The sequence below is a fragment of the Croceicoccus bisphenolivorans genome (assembly GCF_001634625.1).
Classification (GTDB): Bacteria; Pseudomonadota; Alphaproteobacteria; order Sphingomonadales; family Sphingomonadaceae; genus Croceicoccus; species Croceicoccus bisphenolivorans.
The window spans coordinates 175,503-193,288 of record NZ_LRSE01000001.1; the positions used below are offsets into that span (position 1 = coordinate 175,503).

At 63.5% G+C, this 17,786-nt stretch carries 18 protein-coding genes and 1 tRNA gene; 9 read left to right on the forward strand and 10 right to left on the reverse strand.

Going from position 1 to position 17,786, the window contains the following annotated elements:
• Positions 1–249 precede the first annotated feature (249 nt).
• From A7A77_RS00850 to A7A77_RS00860, 3 genes are read right to left on the reverse strand one after another with little or no spacing between them, the layout of a single operon-like run.
• Complete coding sequence (locus A7A77_RS00850; RefSeq protein ID WP_066552240.1) at positions 250–582, reverse strand: 2Fe-2S iron-sulfur cluster-binding protein; 333 nt, start codon at positions 580–582, stop codon at positions 250–252.
• 8 nt (positions 583–590) lie between these two features.
• Positions 591–1,676, reverse strand: coding sequence for a cysteine desulfurase family protein (locus tag A7A77_RS00855; protein WP_066552243.1), 1,086 nt, complete (start codon positions 1,674–1,676; stop codon positions 591–593).
• Positions 1,677–1,680: 4 nt separating this feature from the next.
• Positions 1,681–2,727: a cysteine desulfurase family protein gene (locus A7A77_RS00860; RefSeq protein ID WP_066552245.1), complete on the reverse strand. Its 1,047-nt coding sequence runs from the start codon at positions 2,725–2,727 to the stop codon at positions 1,681–1,683.
• Positions 2,728–2,889: 162 nt separating this feature from the next.
• On the opposite strand from A7A77_RS00860, the gene A7A77_RS00865 reads away from it, so the two are divergent.
• Positions 2,890–3,546, forward strand: a complete 657-nt coding sequence (locus A7A77_RS00865) for an alpha/beta hydrolase (RefSeq protein ID WP_066552247.1) — start codon at positions 2,890–2,892, stop codon at positions 3,544–3,546.
• A 44-nt stretch (positions 3,547–3,590) separates the two neighbouring features.
• Here A7A77_RS00865 and A7A77_RS18115 read toward each other — a convergent pair whose 3' ends face one another.
• The gene (locus tag A7A77_RS18115) at positions 3,591–4,049 is read right to left on the reverse strand and encodes a PilZ domain-containing protein (RefSeq protein ID WP_281179967.1); all 459 of its coding nucleotides are present in this window, start codon (positions 4,047–4,049) and stop codon (positions 3,591–3,593) included.
• 85 nt (positions 4,050–4,134) lie between these two features.
• Between A7A77_RS18115 and A7A77_RS00875 the strand changes: the two genes are divergently transcribed.
• From A7A77_RS00875 to A7A77_RS00890, 4 genes are all read left to right on the forward strand, one after another.
• Positions 4,135–4,554: a CBS domain-containing protein gene (locus tag A7A77_RS00875; protein ID WP_066552251.1), complete on the forward strand. Its 420-nt coding sequence runs from the start codon at positions 4,135–4,137 to the stop codon at positions 4,552–4,554.
• 25 nt (positions 4,555–4,579) lie between these two features.
• A complete protein-coding gene (locus A7A77_RS00880; RefSeq protein WP_066552253.1) occupies positions 4,580–5,254 on the forward strand; it encodes a phosphoribosyltransferase in 675 nt (224 codons plus the stop codon).
• A 313-nt stretch (positions 5,255–5,567) separates the two neighbouring features.
• Complete coding sequence (locus A7A77_RS00885; protein WP_066552255.1) at positions 5,568–6,461, forward strand: TIR domain-containing protein; 894 nt, start codon at positions 5,568–5,570, stop codon at positions 6,459–6,461.
• A gap of 14 nt (positions 6,462–6,475) precedes the next feature.
• Entirely contained in the window at positions 6,476–8,254 is a 1,779-nt protein-coding gene (locus A7A77_RS00890; RefSeq protein ID WP_156500286.1) for a DUF4231 domain-containing protein, read from the forward strand.
• 21 nt (positions 8,255–8,275) lie between these two features.
• Here A7A77_RS00890 and A7A77_RS00895 read toward each other — a convergent pair whose 3' ends face one another.
• Positions 8,276–8,764, reverse strand: coding sequence for a potassium channel family protein (locus tag A7A77_RS00895; RefSeq protein WP_245638339.1), 489 nt, complete (start codon positions 8,762–8,764; stop codon positions 8,276–8,278).
• A gap of 186 nt (positions 8,765–8,950) precedes the next feature.
• Here A7A77_RS00895 and A7A77_RS00900 point away from each other — a divergent pair, with 186 nt between their 5' ends.
• The 3 genes from A7A77_RS00900 to A7A77_RS00910 all read left to right on the forward strand — a co-directional run bounded on the left by A7A77_RS00900 (position 8,951) and on the right by A7A77_RS00910 (position 12,338).
• A complete protein-coding gene (locus A7A77_RS00900; RefSeq protein ID WP_066552257.1) occupies positions 8,951–9,670 on the forward strand; it encodes a PP2C family protein-serine/threonine phosphatase in 720 nt (239 codons plus the stop codon).
• Positions 9,671–9,754: 84 nt separating this feature from the next.
• A complete protein-coding gene (locus A7A77_RS00905; protein ID WP_082835803.1) occupies positions 9,755–11,671 on the forward strand; it encodes a PAS domain S-box protein in 1,917 nt (638 codons plus the stop codon).
• On the forward strand, positions 11,661–12,338 hold the full coding sequence (locus tag A7A77_RS00910) for a response regulator transcription factor (RefSeq protein WP_066552259.1): 678 nt from the start codon (positions 11,661–11,663) through the stop codon (positions 12,336–12,338). The genes A7A77_RS00905 and A7A77_RS00910 overlap by 11 nt, the downstream gene beginning before the upstream one ends.
• Here the strand turns inward: A7A77_RS00910 and A7A77_RS00915 are convergent.
• Positions 12,332–13,132, reverse strand: coding sequence for a universal stress protein (locus A7A77_RS00915; protein WP_066552265.1), 801 nt, complete (start codon positions 13,130–13,132; stop codon positions 12,332–12,334). The two genes, A7A77_RS00910 and A7A77_RS00915, sit on opposite strands and share 7 nt — an antisense overlap.
• Positions 13,133–13,314: 182 nt before the next feature.
• Between A7A77_RS00915 and A7A77_RS00920 the strand changes: the two genes are divergently transcribed.
• The gene (locus A7A77_RS00920) at positions 13,315–13,707 is read left to right on the forward strand and encodes a hypothetical protein (RefSeq protein ID WP_066552537.1); all 393 of its coding nucleotides are present in this window, start codon (positions 13,315–13,317) and stop codon (positions 13,705–13,707) included.
• Between the two features lie 6 nt (positions 13,708–13,713).
• Here the strand turns inward: A7A77_RS00920 and A7A77_RS00925 are convergent.
• The 4 genes from A7A77_RS00925 to A7A77_RS00940 all read right to left on the reverse strand — a co-directional run bounded on the left by A7A77_RS00925 (position 13,714) and on the right by A7A77_RS00940 (position 17,771).
• Positions 13,714–13,787, reverse strand: a tRNA-Gly gene (locus A7A77_RS00925).
• Positions 13,788–13,905: 118 nt separating this feature from the next.
• Positions 13,906–14,781 carry an amidohydrolase family protein gene (locus A7A77_RS00930; protein ID WP_066552267.1) on the reverse strand — a complete coding sequence of 292 codons (876 nt, stop codon included), beginning with the start codon at positions 14,779–14,781 and terminating at the stop codon, positions 13,906–13,908.
• A gap of 4 nt (positions 14,782–14,785) precedes the next feature.
• Positions 14,786–16,909: an acetate--CoA ligase family protein gene (locus A7A77_RS00935; RefSeq protein ID WP_066552269.1), complete on the reverse strand. Its 2,124-nt coding sequence runs from the start codon at positions 16,907–16,909 to the stop codon at positions 14,786–14,788.
• Between the two features lie 10 nt (positions 16,910–16,919).
• Complete coding sequence (locus A7A77_RS00940; protein WP_066552271.1) at positions 16,920–17,771, reverse strand: p-hydroxycinnamoyl CoA hydratase/lyase; 852 nt, start codon at positions 17,769–17,771, stop codon at positions 16,920–16,922.
• Positions 17,772–17,786 lie beyond the last annotated feature (15 nt).

Here is a 17,786-nt window from a genome sequence, read left to right on the forward strand (position 1 = left end):
GCCCGTGGGCGGTCAAGGAATGCTTGAAGCTCATGCTTGCGGAGTCTGGTTAACGTCGCCGACCCCCAAACCAAGCCCGATGCCTTCACGCAGTGACCCAAAAGTGGCTGATTTGCGGCGTTGTCGCTGCCTGCACCGAGTGCCAGTCGTGGTTAATCCACCGGAGCAAAAGCAGGCTGACAATCGTTAACGCGCCGGCCTGAATGCGAAAATCATCCGGTAATCACTTGGCGTGATCGACGGGTCACCTCACCGGCGCTGAACGTCGTGCACATGCTGGGGAATGCGAACCTCAAGCCCGTCCAGCGCGCTGGTCAGGGTGATCTGGCAGGAAAGGCGGCTTGTCCCTTCCACTCCGGCGGCAAGGTCGAGCATGTCCTCCTCGTCCTCAGACGCGATGTCCAGCTTGCCGAACCAGTCGGGCGCCACGACGACATGGCACGTGGAGCAGGCCATCTGCCCCTCACACGTTCCTTCGAGCGGCATGCCGGCCGCCTGCCCTGCCGAAAGCAGGGAGTCGCCTTCGGCCCCTTCAGCTTCGATCTTCCGACCGTCGGGAGTTACGAACCTGACGTGCACCATGATTCTCGTCACCCTTGCGTTCCGGCAGCGGCGATTATCGCCGCAGCAGCCCTTTCAAGGTCATCCATCCCGGTATATCGCCCGAACCCAAGCCGGATCGAAGTTTTGCTATCTTTGTCACTCAAACCGATCGCCCGCAAGACCCGGCTGGGTTTGCCCGAACCGGAAGCACAGGCGGAACCTGCCGAAAACGCGACATCGCGTACATCGGACATTAGTCTTGCAACATCGAGCCAGTCGCGGCGCAAGTTGAGATTGCCGTGCCAGCGGGCAGTCGCGCTGCCGTTCAATATCCAGCCGTCAAACAGTTCGATCGCACGGTTCCAGAGCGCCTCGACATGTTCGCGATCGGCCTCCATCCGCTCGGTCGCCAGCTTGGCCGCGGCGCCGAACCCGGCGCAAAGCGCGGGGCTGAGTGTACCCGAACGCAGCCCCCCTTCCTGCCCCCCGCCGGTTACCAGCGGCGCAAGCTCCAGCCCGTCCCTGATCCAGAGCGCGCCGATGCCCTTCGGCCCGTGCAGCTTGTGGGCAGAGATCGCGATGCAGTCTGCCAGGGGCAGTGCCATCTTGCCCGCCGCCTGCACCGCGTCGCACACGAACAAAGCCCCCGCTGCCTTTGCCGCGCGTGCGATTTCCGCGACGGGCTGGACCGTGCCGATCTCGTTGTTCACCTGCATCACCGCGACCAGCCCGGTGCCAGCCGGAAGCGGGCCGGAGCCATCGACAAGCCCCTGGGCATCAACGGCTATCTCGTGGAACGGGTTCGCCAGCGCCTGAGCCGTATCCCACACGGCGGCGTGCTCGATGGCGGAAACGGCGATCCCCTGCCCCGCGATGACCGGCGCGCAGCCCCTGATCGCGATATTCAACGCCTCCGTCGCGCTGGCGGTGAAGATCACCCTGCCCCCCGGCGGGAACAGTGCGGCCACACGGTCCCGCGCCAGTTCCACCGCTGCGGCTGCCTCCCGCCCGTAGCGGTGCGGGCTGTGCGGATTGCCGAAGCCTGTGCCCGCCGGTCCGTCCAGCCAGTGCAGCATGGCATCGCGCGCTTCGGGTGCGAGCGGGGTCGTCGCCTGATAATCGAGGTAGATCACACCATCATCCCCGCGCCCGCTTCGCCATCGCGGTCCAGACATCGAGGAACCGGTCGAGATCCGCCTCTTTCGTTTCCCGCCCGATCGACACACGGATCACTTCACCCGCCGCCTTTTCGTCCATGCCCATCGCGGTCAGCACATGGCTTGCGCGCAGCGACCCCGACGAACAGGCGCTGCCCGCCGAAACGGCAATGCCGGCGGCATCGAGCTGGATCAGTTGCACCGCAGCCGCCAGACCGGGCAATCGATAGGAAGCGATCGTCGCAATGCGCGGGCTGGCTGGCGCGACGACTTCACCACCGGCGTCGATTATCGCATCCTCCACCATCGCGCGAAGGCGCAGTGCCTCCTCCAGCCAGTGGTGTCCGGCCTCCAGCGCGGTTGCCATCGCCATCGCGCCCGGCACGTTTTCCGTGCCGCCGCGATATCCGCGCTCCTGCCCTCCGGTGGGCGCGATCAGCGAGAAATCGCGCACCAGCAGCGCGCCGATGCCCGGCGGTCCGCCGAACTTGTGGGCGCTGATCGCCGCCATGTCGCAATCGGGCAAGGCGATCTTGCCCGCGCCCTGCGCACAATCGGCAAGCAGCACGCCGCCGCCCGATCGCACGTGATCCTCGATACCGCCAAGCGGCTGCATCACGCCGGTCTCGTTATTGACCTGCTGCACGGCGACAAGCGCCCCCTCGACATCGCCGATAGCCGCCGCCTCGATCATCCCGTCAGCGCCGACGGGCAGGATGCGCGCACCCGGCACATGGCGCATCACCGCCTCGTGCTCCACGGCCGAAACGACGTGCCGGTGCGCATGGCTGCGAGTCAGCGCGATGGCCAGCGCCTCGCTGGCGCCGCTGGTGAAGATGATCTCTCCGTTCCAGCCAAGTGCGCGTGCCACCCGTTCGCGGGCACCTTCCAGCGCGCGGCGGGCGGCGCGGCCCGGCCCGTGCGGGCTGGACGGATTGGCGCCTAGAGCGAGCCCTTCCAGCAGCGCCTCACGCGCCGCAGGCAGTACCGGAACGCTTGCGGCATGATCGAGATAGGTGGGCTTCACAAAAAATTTCGCTCTAAAACCGTACAGGAACTGGAAGTTTTCGCGTCATGGCACCGTTATAATTGCCTTCGCGCGCGTGCTTTCTATATAGGCATCCAACGCAATTCACATCCCCGACGGTTTTTCCGCCCGGGCGATGGCTGAAAACCTGACGAGGATCTCTTGCCCTCCGTAATTTTTCCCGGACCCGAAGGCCGGCTCGAAGGCCGCTACCACCCCGCTCCGCGCCCGCGTGCGCCGCTGGCGATGATCCTCCATCCGCACCCGCAGGGCGGCGGTACGATGAACGAACGGATCACGCAGGCGCTCTACAAGGATTTCGCGGCACGCGGCTTTGCAGTGCTGCGCTTCAACTTTCGCGGCGTAGGCCGCAGCCAGGGCAGCTTCGACAACGGCATCGGCGAATTGTCCGACGCGGCTGCCGCGCTGGACTGGGTGCAGACCATCCATCCCGAAGCGCAAGTGACGTGGATCGCGGGCGTATCGTTCGGCGCGCTGATCGGCATGCAGCTGATGATGCGCCGGCCGGAAATTCGCGGCTTCATCTCCATCGCCCCGCCAGCGAACATGTACGACTTCTCGTTCCTTGCCCCCTGCCCCGCATCGGGCATCATCATCCAGGGTGCGGCGGATACGGTGGTAACGCCGAATGCGGTGCAGAAGCTGGTCGACAAGCTGCGCACGCAAAAGCACATCACGATCCATCATGACGAGATTCCGCGCGCCAACCACTTCTTCGAACACGAGTACGACGAACTCATGCGCTCGGTCGACAATTACCTGAATTTCCGCCTGAATCCCGACTGCCCCATCCGCTGACAGCGGATCGGGTCAGGGTACAAGCCGGACCACAACGGGCACGATCAGCCCACCCGTTCGCGGTCTTCGGACAGGGTCTGCCATTGGCGGGGAACGACTTTCACGCGCCCCGCACAATGCGCGACAAGCAGTTCGAGCTGCACCGCGTCCACGGCGCTGGCAAATTCGAAACCGGCTTCGACCCCGCGATCGTGCCAGCGCAATTCCGCCTCGATCGGGTCCAGCCCGTCGATGAACACCGTGACGCGGTCGCCGACGAAAAGGTTGCGCGACGGATTGGCAAGGCGGCAACCCCATGCAGAGATATCGTGCGCCGAGATAAATACCTCGGCCCCTGCGGGTGAGCGGTAGCAGCCCGCCACCCGGATTTCCCATCGCTGGTACCTGCGCCTGCCCAAGTTGCGCCCCCTCCTCCTGCAAAGGCCGGCGTTAGAGCGGGGACCGCAAACCGATCGTATTCGCGCGGCTAGGGAAATACCCTGAGAATCAAGCGACTGCCGCACACCCCAAGCCCCGGCATTGGGGCATCTACGGAGCGCGCCAGCATCCGAAATCGGCCATCATGCGTGTGATCGAAGGAGGTCTGCCATGAAAGTGAAAGACGCCATGCATCCGGGCACCAACTGGATCGACCCCGATGTCCGCCTGCCCGAAATCGCGGCGCGGATGGGCCGGGACGATATCGGCGCGCTGCCGGTGGGCGAGAATGACCGGCTGGTCGGAATGGTCACCGATCGCGACATCGCCTTGCGCGGGTTGGGCGGCAAGGATGATCCCCTGCAACTGAGAGCGCGCGACGTGATGAGTTCGCCGATCATATACTGCACGGAGAACGAGGAACTGGACGATGCCGTCCGCCTGATGGAAAGCAGGCAGGTTCGCCGTTTGCCCGTCATCGACGAACACAAGCGGATGGTGGGCATCCTGTCGCTGGGCGATGTCGCCGCCTGCGCCTCGGCATCGCTAGCCGCTGAAACATTGCGAGCCGTTTCGGCCCATCACACCTGATTGCGGCGCAACTGCGATGGTAGTCATGACCAGACCGCAAATCGTGCCCGAGCCGACGCTGCCATTCCATGATCGCGCCGAGGCAGGCCGGTTGTTGGCCGCACGGCTGGCCCATCTTGCTGCGTTGCACCCGATAATCCTTGCCTTGCCGCGCGGCGGGGTTCCCATCGGTTACGAGGTCGCACACGCGCTTGGCGCGGAACTGAACCTGCTGATGGTGCGCAAGCTGGGAGCGCCCGGTCACAGCGAATTCGCCATCGGCGCAGTTGTTGATGGCGAAGAGCCGCAAGTCGTGTTCAACGAACAGGCGATGAGCGCAATCGGACCAAGCCGCGACTACGTGGAGGCTGAACTGGCCCGCCAGTTGACGGAAATGGAGCGCCGCCGCACCGCGTATCTCGGCACAAGGGGCAAACCCGCACTTGAGGGGCGCACCATCATCATCGTCGACGACGGGATCGCCACCGGCTCCACCGTGTCGGCAGCCTTGCGCGGCGCGCGGCAGAGCCATCCGGCCCGCCTTGTTCTGGCGGCTCCCGTGGCTCCGCCGGATACGGTGGATGCGCTGCGCCCGCTGTGTGACGAGATCGTCGTGCTTGCGACCCCCGAACCGTTCATCGCCGTCGGCAGATTCTATCGCGATTTCAGGCAAGTCGACGATCGCGAAGTGATCGAATTGCTGGATTCGGCCCGTAGCTAGGCCGTCTAGGCCAAGACCGAGCCGTAACGCATACTTGCCGGATATCGCCAAATCATTGTAATAACGCGCATTGTTATCTGAACGCGCGGGATCGTTACATCATCTGTGTACTATTGATGGGCACCTTTGCGCGATCACACCTTCCGCACTTGCGAAAGGGTTTCTTTACGGTAATATTCATGCGTCTGCCCGAGTTCGGTGATCCTCGTCAGCATGACCGCGATATACCTGGGATTGGGGAATCCTGTTGGTTTGAAGGCAGTTCGTGCCAACCAGGGCATGTCGTCTTGCAGGATTTTATTGGGGGTTTTGAATGTCTAGTCCGGACATCTTCATATCCTATAGTCGGGAAGACCGGCCGACTGCACATCTGTTTGCTGACAAGCTTGGCGAAGAAGGTTTCGCCGTCTGGTGGGACGCCGCCCTGCATTCCGGCGAGACTTTCGACGAAGTGATCGAACGCAACTTGCGCGCGGCAAAGGCGGTTGTGGTGCTGTGGTCGCCCCGTTCCGTCGCATCGCGCTGGGTACGTGCCGAAGCGACGCTGGCGGACCGGCGCGGGGTGTTCGCCCCGGCTATCATCGAGCCGTGCGACCGCCCGATCATCTTCGAACTGACGCATACGGCGGAGCTCACCCACTGGAGCGGGGACCGCGACGACTTCGCATGGCGCCAGTTCGTGACCGACCTGCACCAGCTTGTCGGCGAAAGCGCGGTTGCGCAATCGCGGCAAGCGACGAAACCGCAACCTGCCGCCCCCGCCGTGCAGCCCGAACGCCGGCACGAATCGCAGTTCGGCGGCGCTCCGACAGCTTTTCCCGGCCTCAAGCAGCCTGTCGTGGCACAGGAATACGAAGCAACCCAGCTGCTGCGTTATGACGACATTGGTCCGACAGAACGCCACATGCTCGACATCGTGACCGATGGCGAGGAAGTCGCATCGTTCGAAGTCGGCCCGCTGGGCCTGCGGATCGGCCGCGCGGCACCCGCCGATGTCGTGCTCGACCACCCCGGCGTTTCGCGCAACCATTGCGAAATAGCGCTGCTGAACGGCGAACTGATGGTGACCGATCTCGATTCCACCAACGGCACATACATCGACGACGAGAGGATTTCCGGCACTGCACCGATAGCGGTCGGATCCGTGTTGCAGGTCGGCGGCGTCCGGCTGGTGCACGACCTTCGTTCGCCAATCGCGGCCCGCTAAGGACCGGCCCCGCCTTGGCGTTGATCCATCCACCGCGCCCTCGCCTCACGCTCAATGTCGGCATTACGGGTCATCGCGCCAACGCGATCGGCGATGCGATCGTCGGCGAACTGGGCGAACGGCTTGACGGCGTGCTCGGCGCGCTGATCGGCGCAGTCCACAACCTGCAGGAAACGCAGCCGGAACCGTTTTCGAAGGAAAGGCCCCATTTCCGCTTCCACACCGCGCTGGCGACGGGGGCGGACCAGATCGCGGCCCGATCCGCACGGCGGCTGGATTACGAAGTTCGCGCGATACTTCCCTTCTCCGAAGCCGAATACACGCAGGATTTCGCGCTTGGCGAAGAACACCTGGAGTTCAAGCGACAGGTCGCGGCGGCTGACGAGGTCTTCTGCCTGCCCGGCAAGCGCGAGCGGGAGGACGATGCCTATGTCCTTGTCGGCAAGGCGATCATCGCCGCGGCCGATATCCTTGTCGCGGTTTGGGATGGCGAGGAAGGGCGCGGCAGGGGCGGCACGGCGCATGTCGTCGAACTGGCGCTGCTGGGCGGCGTTCCCGTCATCCACGTGCGCGTGGACCGGGCCGCGAACAGGATCGCCGACGTTCGCCTGCTGGTCGGCGGCGAACTTCTCGATCCCGTAGTGGATCCGCTGGACGGTCCGCAGGACTATTGCCGGCTGGTCAGATCGACCCTTGCTCCCCACACGGAGCTGGAGAGGGAGCAGGCTGCGCAGTATTTCGCGGAAGTGGAGCGGCGCACGAACTGGCGCATCGAATATCCGGTCATGCTGGCCCTGCTGGGCATCAAGCGACTGCCGGCACGGCCATGGCACCAGGGCCGCGTGGTCGACGGGCATGAGGCGGGCAGCGGCAAATCCGGCGATCTCGACACCCGGACGCTGGACGAAGCCTACGACTGGGCCAACTTCCTCGCGATCCGCTATGCGCAGCTGTTCCGCAGCGGGCATGTGACGAACTACGCACTGGCTGCCTTTGCCGTAATCGTCGCGCTGACCGGGCTTATCGTGCCCGCGATCAAGATCTGGCTGGTCATGGTCGAACTGGGCGTGATCGCCATGCTGTATTTCAACACGCACATCGGCGGACGCGGCGAATGGCACCGCAAGTGGCTGCAATACCGGCATCTGGCAGAATCGTTGCGCCCGCTTGCCTACCTGAAGCGCACCGGCCTTGCCGGCCCGCCGTTTCGCGCCGATTTCTTCGAGCGGTCGGCGCGCAGCCTTGAATCCGCGGACTGGACCCGCTGGTACGCCACCGCGATCTGGCGCGAAATGGCCGCCCCCGTCGGCACCTGCACGGACGATACGATACGCGATCTGGCGCGGGACGTGATGGAAGAACAGGTCAGGCCGCAAGCCGCCTATCACCGCACGAACGCCCACCGCATGCACGAACTGGACCACCGGCTGCACGAACTTGGCAACTTCCTTGTCGGAGCAGTGATCGCGGCCTGTTCGCTCTACATCGTGATCTATTTCTTCCTGCATGGCTGGGTAAAGCCTCTCACCGCGCCCTTCATATTCGTGACGGCGGGCTTCCCCGCCCTCAGCGCCGCCGCGTTCGGCCTGCGCGGGCACGGGGAGCATTTACTGGCGGCCAGCCGTTCCGACAGCACCGTCGTCTCTCTGGAGGCAAACGGCGCGCGGCTTGCGGAGATTACCGAACTCGACGAGTTGACGGTGGAACTGCGCAAGACCGCGACGATCATGCTGGCCGATCTGAACGAATGGTCGCTGACTTATCGCGAGCGATCGCTGCAGGTGCCCGGATAAGGCGAGGCGTAGACCTGACGCCTATTCCCCGTCCCGTTCCCGCTCCACTTCCGTCTCTGTCATCACCGGCATGCGGTCGGCCCAGAGCCGTTCCATCATCAGGTAAGTGAACGAAGCGCTCCACGCCACGAGGACGAGGCCGACGAGAGCCTCCACCCCCGCGATCATGCGGATCGCACCGTGCGGCACGATATCGCCCAGCCCCAGCGTGGTGTACGACGCGATCGAGAAGTAGAAATGATCGATGAACCAGCCGGTCCCGCCATAGACGGCGCCTTGCAACTCTCCGAAACCGCCCAGTTCGCACAGCGCGAAGATGAAGGAGAATATCAGGACTTCCACAACGTGGAGCGAGAAGGCGACGAACATGACCAGCAGCAGCGGCTTGCGCACCGGCGGCTGACGGTGCTGAACCCACCAGGCCAGCGTGCGCAGGCCAAAGAAATGCACGTAGATACTGATGCCGACACCGGTGAAGGCCGCCATCAGGCCGATGATCATGTCGGTCATCATGCTTTGCCCTGCTCCCACCCCTGCATCGCGCCCGTTTGCAACCGTTCAACACGGGTTGCGGGCCATCTTTCCATGCGTTTCGGCTTGATCATTGCCCCGATGCCCCCGGCAAGGTATCAACTGACATGAAACTGAACAGTAAAGACACGGCTTTCAACCCTTAAGAAGCAGGTTTGGAGGGATATGAACCCACAATTCCTCACCGCGTGTCAGTCCGAGGTCGGACTTGTTCGGGAAATCAACGAAGACAACTACTTGGACCGGCCCGCCGACGGCATATGGATCGTGGCAGACGGCATGGGCGGGCACGAGGCGGGCGAAGTGGCCAGCGCCATGATCGTGGAAGCGATGGAGTCGGTGCGAACCGACGTGGACCCGAGGGAGACCACGAAGCGCGCGATGGACGCGATCCAGATCGTGCAGAAACGTCTGGTCAGTCTTGCCAGCGAAAGCAGCACGCCAAGCACGATCGGCAGCACAGTCGTCGGACTCGTCATCGCATCCGGGCGGTACTATTGTTTCTGGGTCGGCGACAGCCGCGGTTATCTGGTGCGGCAAGGTGCGATCACACGCCTGACCCGCGATCACAGCCTGGTGCAGGATCTTGTCGATGCAAAGTTGATCGCGCCGGAGAATGCCGAGGGGCATCCCGACGCCAACGTCATCACCCGCGCAGTCGGCAGCCGCAAGGAACTGGTGATCGACGCCGTGTCCGGCCCCGTGCATGCGGGCGACATCTTCCTGTTGGCGACAGATGGCGTCACCCGCGTGCTGGATGACGCGGAAATCTGCCACCACCTCACGACAAGAAACCCGCGGCAGGCGACGACGATCATCGGTGAGGATGTGCTTTCCCGCGGCGCGCCCGACAATTTCACGTCGATCATCATCCGCGTGGTGTGATCGCGCGCGTTGCCCGCCTGTTGTCCGGGCTACCGATCCGGCGACCGATTTGCTAGAACGGTTACCGGGTCGCGGGACTTGGACATGCTTGGCACTACGGGACCGCAAACTGGCTGGAACTGCGACGACAAGAGCCTTGTCGCCATCCTGCTCGACCAGTCGCCCGCCGCCATCGCAATTTTCGATCGCGATGCACGCTATGTGGCCTGCAACAGCCGCTGGATCGCGGACTACCTTCCCGATGCCGAAGACTACGTCGGGCTGGCCCACTTCGACATCTTCCCGGAATATCAGGACAAGTTCGAACCCCTGTTCGAGCGCGCGTTTGCGGGCGAGAAGGTGTCACGCGATCTCGACCGGGTCGAACGCAGGGACGGCACTGCCGAATGGATCCGCTGGAGCCTGACCCCGTGGCGTGACGACAAGGGCAATGTCGTCGGCTGTCTCGCGCGTTCCGAAATCCTGACGGGGCGGCTGGAACAACAGTTGCAGGCCCGCCTGTTGAGCGAGGAACTGTCGTTGTTCATCGATATTGCGGATCGCCTCGCGCTCTGCCTGATGGACGACAGCGGCCTGATCACGATCTGGACCGACAATGCGCGGCGCAAGCTGGGCTGGACAGGAAGCGAGGTTCTTGGCCGGCCCTTCGATGTCCTGTTCCCGCCAGATGAACGCGACGCCCGCCTGCCGCAGCGCCAGCTGCGGATCGCAAGGGAAAGCGGCACCTTTCGCGACCGGTGCTGGCGCATGAGAGCGGACGGGAGCCGGTTCCTCGCGGAAATCACGATCAGCCGGCTGGAAGGCGATGGCCAGCTTCCGGGCGGATATGGCCAGATGATCCGCGACGTGACCGACGAAGACGTCCAGTCGCGTACGCTGGAGGCGAGCACGGTTCTCCTCCAGTCGATTCTTGAAACAGTGCCCGATGCGATGATCGTGATCGATGAAAGCGGCCTGATCGTCAGTTTCAGCAAGGCAGCCGAAGAACTGTTCGGCTATACACGCGACGAGGTCGTCGGCAGCAACGTTTCCATCCTGATGGCGTCGCCCGAAAGCGAGCGCCACGACGGCTATATCCGCCGCTATCTCGAAACGGGGGAACGCCGGATCATCGGCTCCAGCCGCCGCGTGTTCGGGCGGCGCAAGGACGGCACCACCTTCCCCCACGAACTCTGCGTCGGCGAAGCGTTCGGCGGCGGACGCAGGCTGTTTGCCGGCTTCCTCCACGACCTCAGCGAAAAGGAGGAGACGGAAGCGCGGCTGCAGGAGCTGCAACGCGAACTGGCCCACATCGCCCGCGTGAACGAAATGGGCGCGCTGGCCAGCGTGCTTGCCCACGAACTCAACCAGCCGCTCATGGCGATCGGCAACGTTGTGCAGACTTCGGCCGACCTGATCGCGAACGGCGATGCTCTCGACAGATCCCTTGCCGCATCGGCGCTGGGGGAAGCGGGGAAGCAGGCGATGCGCGCGGGCGAGATCATCAAGCGGCTGCGCAACTTCATGTCCCACGGCCAGCTGGAAAAAACGCTGGAGGACCCCGGCAACCTTGCGCGCGAGGCAGCGAGCCTTGCCACCACCGGCGCGCGGTTCCGCGAGATCGAATGCAGGATAAAGGTGGCCGAAGGAACTCCGCCAGTCACCGTCGACAGGATCCAGATCCAGCAGGTGATCGTCAATCTCGTGCGCAACGCGATAGAGGCCATCGGCAGGCATGGCTCGATCCTGATCTCGATCGCGCAAACAGGGCCTATGGTGATCTTCAAGGTGGAAGACAGCGGCCACGGCGTCCCGCCCGAACGGGTACCCAGCCTGTTCCAGCCCTTCACCACCAGCAAACCCGCAGGCATGGGCCTTGGCCTCGCCATTTGCCGCACCATCGTCGAAGCCCACGGCGGCAAGCTGTGGTACGAGGATGCAGCCGGTGGCGGCGCCGTTTTCGCGTTCACCCTGCCCGCCAGCGCGGCGGCAGTCGGGATGGAGGAACCGGATGGAGGTTGAGAGCAAGCTCGTCCATATCGTCGACGATGAAGACGCGATCCGCAGATCGCTCGATTTCCTGTTGTCGACGGCCGGATACCGCGTGATCCGCTGGGAAAATGCAGAGGCATTTCTGAACGGCGCGGACAAGTACGAACCGGCCTGTGCGATGATCGACATAAGGATGCCGGGGATGGACGGCCTTGAACTGCAGCGCGAAATGAAGCGGCAGGGCTTTAACTTCCCCGTAATCGTACTGACCGGAAACGGCGACATCACCATGGCGGTAACCGCAATGCAGGCCGGTGCCGTCGACTTCATCGAGAAGCCCGCCGAGCGCCAGCATATCCTCGACGCCGCGGAAAAGGCATTCCGGAAGCTCGCGGCCGGCGCGGAAAGGCGCAGCCGCGAAGATTGGGCAACGACGCAGCTTGGCCACCTGACAGATCGGGAACGCGAAGTGCTGGACGGGCTTGCCTGCGGTTACCCGAACAAGACCATCGCCTACGATCTGGGCATCAGCGCGCGCACGGTGGAAGTCTATCGGGCGAACGTCATGACGAAGCTGGAAGTCACCAATTTCGCCGATGCGCTGCGCATCGCCTTTGCAGCGGGCCTTGGCTCACAACACCGGTGGAGCGAGGAACATGCGGAACAATGCCGGCACGCCCCCGCCACTGATCAGTGAGCGACCAGCAAGGGAACCGTGCTCTCGATCAGCATCGTGCGGGTCACACCGCCGAACACCGCTTCGGCCAGACGCGGTTTGCCGTATGCACCCATGACGATGTAATCGGCACCGAAATGCCCCGCATGGGCCAACACCATGTCCGCAACCGCACCTTCGGTATTCCGTTCGACAAGGTCCACGGCGATCCCGTGGCGTGCAACGTACGTGGCTGCATCGGTCATCGCGAAGGCCCCTTGCGGATTGTTCACCTCCAGCAAGGTCACGCGCTCTGCGTGTCGCAGCAGGGGGACGGCGCAGCGCAACGCCTCGTTACAGGCGTGCGATCCGTCCCAGGCGACAAGCGCCCTTCCCGCGACATCAAGCCCGCGACTTTCCGGCGGAACGGCCATCACCGGTCGGTGCGCTTTCAACGGCAGCGCTTCGGGCCGGACTCTTTCCCCGCTCTCACCCCCGTTGCCAAGGCGCGACGATACGACGATTAGATCGGCATAGTCCGATGCGCGGGCAAGCGCTTCCGGATAAGTCCCCAGCGTTTCGCCGATCGTCCATGGCACATCTTCGCGCGCAAGCCGGGCCTGGAGCTTGGCGATCGCCTTGCGCTCGTCCGCCTTCACCATTTCGGCCAAGGCAGCCCCGCTTCCGCCGGTGTAATAATCGGCCGCCATGATCGGCAGATCGAAAACGTCCAGACATTCCAGATGGCCGCCAAGCGCGCGGGTAATGTCCAGCGCCACCTGCAGCCGAGCTTCCTGTCCGGCATCGTCATGTACGAGCAGCATGATGTTCTTCACGGCGAAACTCCTTCAAGACCCGCAAGGAACCTTAAGGAGCACGCAGGATCGGGGTATCGGTGATTCTACGGGGCTATGGGGCGGACATTTACGGATGCACATTCGGTGGCGGGCAGGCTTTGATGGTTTGTACGACAATGGCGGAAAAACAGCGCGAGGTGCACCTCGCAAGGAGCGACGGGATGAGAACCGGAAAATGGCTGGCATCGGGGCTGGCAATGCTGATCGCCGCCGGATGCGTTCACGGCGGCACACCCTATCAGGATCGGGAAGAAGCCAGGCTGGCAAAAATGCTGAAGGACCGCGTTGCGGGCGAACCGGCCAGTTGCATTGCGGCCTTCAGCTCAAGCCGCCTGAAGATCCTCGATCGTACGGCGGTCGTCTACGATGCTGGGGACACCATATGGGTTGCGCGACCGCATGATCCGGCATCACTCGACGCGCACGACATCGTCGTGATCGAGCGAACCGGCAGCCAGTTGTGCAAATACGACATCGTGCGCACGATCGATCGGAACACGCAATCGACCTCTGGCGTCATCATGCTGGGCGATTTCGTGCCATACCGCCGGTGATGGAGTTGGAGCGGGCGAAGGGAATCGAACCCTCGTCGTAAGCTTGGGAAGCTTCTGCTCTGCCATTGAGCTACGCCCGCGAAGTGCCGGGATCGCGTTGGCGGCCGGGCACATTGGTTCGCGCCAACTACGGCCAGTGTGGCGGGTCGTCAACGCGATTCGGATGCTGCGGCCCCGTGGCAGGCAAATCGCACGGGTTCAGCCAAACAGCACGTCGAGCGCGTTGCCCTTCAGGATCGGCTCGCGCAGTTCAGGTTTGAAACCCGCCTTGTCGAAAGCGCCGATCCACTTGTCCGGCGGGATCAGCGGGAAGTCGGAACCGAACAGGAATTTCTTACCCAGCTGACCATTGGCATACTGCACGATCTGCGGCGGAAAATACTTTGGCGACCAGCCGGACAGGTCGATGAACACGTTCGGCTTGTGCAGCGCCATCGACAGCGCCTCGTCGGTCCACGGCCAGCTCGGGTGGGCCAGAATGATCTTCATGTTGGGGAACCGCACCGCGACATCGTCGACAAGGATCGGTTGGCCCCACTTCAACCGGATGCCGCCCCCGCCCGGCATGCCCGTTCCCATGCCGGAATGGCCGGTGTGGAAAATGGCAGGCAGCTTGAAGTGGTCGATGACTTCATACAGCGGCCACGCCATCGGATCGGCGGGATCGAAATCCTGAAGCGGCGGGTGGAACTTGAACCCGCGAACGCCATAATCCTCGATCAGCCTGCGCGCTTCCAGCGCTCCGGCCTTGCCCTTGTGCGGGTCGATGGAGGCAAAAGCCATCATGATGTCGGCGTTCTCTGCCGCGGCCTCTGCGATCTCTTCGTTCGGGATGCGGGTGATGCCGGTGCCGGATTCCATGTCGACCGTGAACATCACGAAACCGATATTGCGTTCGCGGTAATAGGCGATGGTATCGGGGATTGACGGACGGTCGAGCGGAACCTTGAAGTAGTCGGAAGCGGCCTGGTTGAAGGTCACCTGGATCGGGTCGAGCGGTTGGCGACAACTGATTTCGGCGTGCACGTGCACGTCGATCGCTACCAGCTTTTCCGCTTCGGCCCGGCTCCTCATGGCATCAAACTACCGTCATCAACGCATCAAGCGCAACGCATCCTGCGCCTTCGGGGAAAACGACGACGGGGTTGAGATCGATCTCGCGGATATCCGGCGTGCCGCGCACGACTGCGCCAAGCTTCTCGATAAGTTCCGCCACGGCGCGGACGTCCAGCTTGGGCGAACCGCGAAAGCCGGTCAGCAATGCCGCGCTCTTCAGCTTGAGGATCTCGCCCTCGATCGCGTCGACCGACAAGTCCGGCGACAGCAGGCGCACGTCCTTGTGAATCTCCGCCTGCACACCGCCGAAACCGACGAGAATGACCGGTCCCCATTCGGGATCGTTCTTGGCGCCGACGATCAGTTCGGCACCGCGCTTGCCCATTTTCTCCACGAGCAAACCGTCGAGTTCGAGCCCCGGCGAATAGGCGCGGACATTGGCATAGACCTTGTCCCACGCCGCAGCCAGTTCCGTCTCGTCAGCGATGTTGAGCAGGACGCCGCCGGCATCGCTCTTGTGGCTGAGGTCGGCCGATTGCGCCTTGAGCACGACCGGATAGCCGATGCGGGCGGCGACCGATGCAGCCTCGCCCACCGTGGCGGCAAAACCGCCTTCAGGGAACGTGATGCCCGCAGGCTGCAGCAGCTGTTTCGCTCGATATTCGGGGACTGTACCGGCAAGCCCGGCATCGATCGCGACCGGTGCCAGCGCACTGCGCGCCTGACCGGCCTCTGCCGTGGCATAACGGCGGATGGCACGGAACGCGCGATCCGGCGAAGGGAAGTAGGAAACGCCCAGCGCGCGAAGCTCGTCGATGTACTTCTGCGGCACTTCCGCGCCGTCGTCCATGCCGGCGAAGATCACCGGCGTTTCGGGCTTCAGCTTCCCGACGGCGTCGATCACTGCGGGGAACTTGCGGTCGCAAGTCGTCTCGTCCGTCTGGATGATGGCAAAGACGACGCTGCCGAAACCGGGGTCCGTCAACAGCGCTTCCAGCGCGCGGCGATAGAGATCGGGATCGACCAGCGCCTGCGCGGTGAGGTCCATCGGGTTCGAAACCGGGATGAAGTCCGGCATGCCAGCGCGCAAGGCCTGCGCGGTCTGCTCGTTCGGCGCAGGCAGGTCGAGGTCGATCTTCTCGCACAGGTCGAGCGTCAGCGCCTTGAACGCGCCGCTCTCCGTCAGCACCGCGCATCCGCCAACCGGCGGTTTCGGGCAGCGCGCGGCAAGATCCAGCACGTCACCCAGCTCTTCCAGACTGTCGACCAGCACGACGCCGGCGTCCTGAACCTTGGCCTGCATCAGTTTCCAGTCGCCGGCCATCGCGCCGGTGTGGGTGGCAGCGGATTCGCGCGCCGCGCTCGACTGGCCGGGGTGCAGCAGCACGATCGGCTTGCCGATTTCGCGCGCCCGATTGGCGAGTTCGAGGAAGCGTGCCGGATTGCGGAACTGTTCCACGATCATGCCGATGATCTGGGTATCGTCGTCATCGAGCATCTGCTCGACATAGTCTTCGACGCCCGATGCGGCCTCGTTACCGGTCGAGATGAAATAGGAAAGGCCGAGACCCTTGGAGATAAGCGTCGTCGTCTCGACGATCGCCATTGCACCCGATTGCGAAACGAGCGCGATGTTGCGCCCTTCGCGCCGCGGCACAGGCGGGATTTCCACGAATGTGAGGGGGATTCCTTCGAGGAAGTTCGCCATGCCAAGGCAGTTCGGGCCTTCGATCACCATGCCGGTTTCGCGTGCGATCCGGCCAATCTCGGCCTGCGCGGCGATGCCTTCTTCCCCACCCTCGGCAAAGCCGGCGGAAAAGATGATCGCCGCCCCGGCCTTGCGGCGGGAAAGCGCGCGCACGCTTTCCAGAACCGCGCCGCCGGGAATGGCCAGAACCGCGACATCCACACCCACGGGCAGCGCATCGATGGAAGAGACGCAGGGCCTTCCGTCGATTGCCGAACGCTTCGGGTTCACAAGGTGAAGATCACCCTTGAACCCGAGGCGTTCGAGATTGCGCATGACCGAGTTGCCAAGCGCGCCGGGCGTGGGGGACGCACCGACGATGGCAACCGAGCGGGGGTGGAGCAAGCGCCCGATGTTGTTGGCGGGGCGCTCGATCGTCGCGGAATCCTGACCGGTCATATGTCTACTCTCAGCCGTTTACCTTGGTCGCGTCGAACGCGCCGAGGCCGGGCTTGAAGGTCTTGTCGTCAAGGAACTGCTTGGTCGCCTCCTTACGCGCGGCGGCGCCGCCCATGCCGTTCAGCGCTTCCTGCGCACGGATCAGGTAATCCATGGCGTTGTCGAAGGTCATTTCCGACATGCGGCGCATCGCCCACTTCGTGGAACGCAGCGCATTGGGGTCCTTCTTCTTCAGGACTTCGGCAACTTCGGTGACGCGCGCCTTCAACTGTGCGTCGGGAACGCTCTCGGTGATGAGGCCCTGTGCTTCGGCTTCCTTGCCGGTCAGGTTTTCGCCCATCATGGCGTGGTACATGGCCTTGCGGAACGGCATCAGTTCCTGCGCAACCTTGCTCGCGCCGCCGCCGGGCAGGATGCCCCAGTTGATTTCCGACAGGCCGAACGTGGCATCATCCGAAGCGATCACGATATCGAGCGCGTGAAGCGGACCGTAAGCACCGCCGAAGGCCCAGCCGTTGATCATGCCGATGGTCGGCTTTTCATACCAGCGCAGGCGATCCCACCAGCCATAGGCTTCGCGCTGGCTCTGGCGGATGGCGCCGATGCCCTTGGCCTCGTTCTCGCGGAAATATTCCTTCAGATCCATGCCGGCCGAGAAGGCAGCGCCGTTGCCAGTGAGGACGAGGACCTTCACGTCGTCGCGAAACTCAAGCTCGTCGAGAACCCGCATCATCTGGCGGTTGAGGCGCGGCGACATGCAGTTGCGCTTGTCGGGTCGGTTGTAGGCAACCCATGCGATACCGTCCTCGACGGTATAGGCAACGGTCTCGACTTCGTCGGCGGGGACGTTCTCAAAGCTCATGGCAAATGCTCCATT

Bases quoted from the DNA above. Each gene is read 5' to 3' on its own strand.
- A7A77_RS00910 (WP_066552259.1), top strand. From the start codon at position 11,661: ATGGAGGTTGAGAGCAAGCTCGTCCATATCGTCGACGATGAAGACGCG.
- A7A77_RS00880 (WP_066552253.1), top strand. From the start codon at position 4,580: ATGACCAGACCGCAAATCGTGCCCGAGCCGACGCTGCCATTCCATGAT.
- A7A77_RS00895 (WP_245638339.1), bottom strand. From the start codon at position 8,764: ATGACCGACATGATCATCGGCCTGATGGCGGCCTTCACCGGTGTCGGC.
- A7A77_RS00930 (WP_066552267.1), bottom strand. From the start codon at position 14,781: ATGAGGAGCCGGGCCGAAGCGGAAAAGCTGGTAGCGATCGACGTGCAC.
- A7A77_RS00885 (WP_066552255.1), top strand. From the start codon at position 5,568: ATGTCTAGTCCGGACATCTTCATATCCTATAGTCGGGAAGACCGGCCG.
- A7A77_RS00875 (WP_066552251.1), top strand. From the start codon at position 4,135: ATGAAAGTGAAAGACGCCATGCATCCGGGCACCAACTGGATCGACCCC.
- A7A77_RS00920 (WP_066552537.1), top strand. From the start codon at position 13,315: ATGAGAACCGGAAAATGGCTGGCATCGGGGCTGGCAATGCTGATCGCC.
- A7A77_RS00935 (WP_066552269.1), bottom strand. From the start codon at position 16,909: ATGACCGGTCAGGATTCCGCGACGATCGAGCGCCCCGCCAACAACATC.
- A7A77_RS00850 (WP_066552240.1), bottom strand. From the start codon at position 582: ATGGTGCACGTCAGGTTCGTAACTCCCGACGGTCGGAAGATCGAAGCT.
- A7A77_RS00940 (WP_066552271.1), bottom strand. From the start codon at position 17,771: ATGAGCTTTGAGAACGTCCCCGCCGACGAAGTCGAGACCGTTGCCTAT.
- A7A77_RS00900 (WP_066552257.1), top strand. From the start codon at position 8,951: ATGAACCCACAATTCCTCACCGCGTGTCAGTCCGAGGTCGGACTTGTT.
- A7A77_RS00905 (WP_082835803.1), top strand. From the start codon at position 9,755: ATGCTTGGCACTACGGGACCGCAAACTGGCTGGAACTGCGACGACAAG.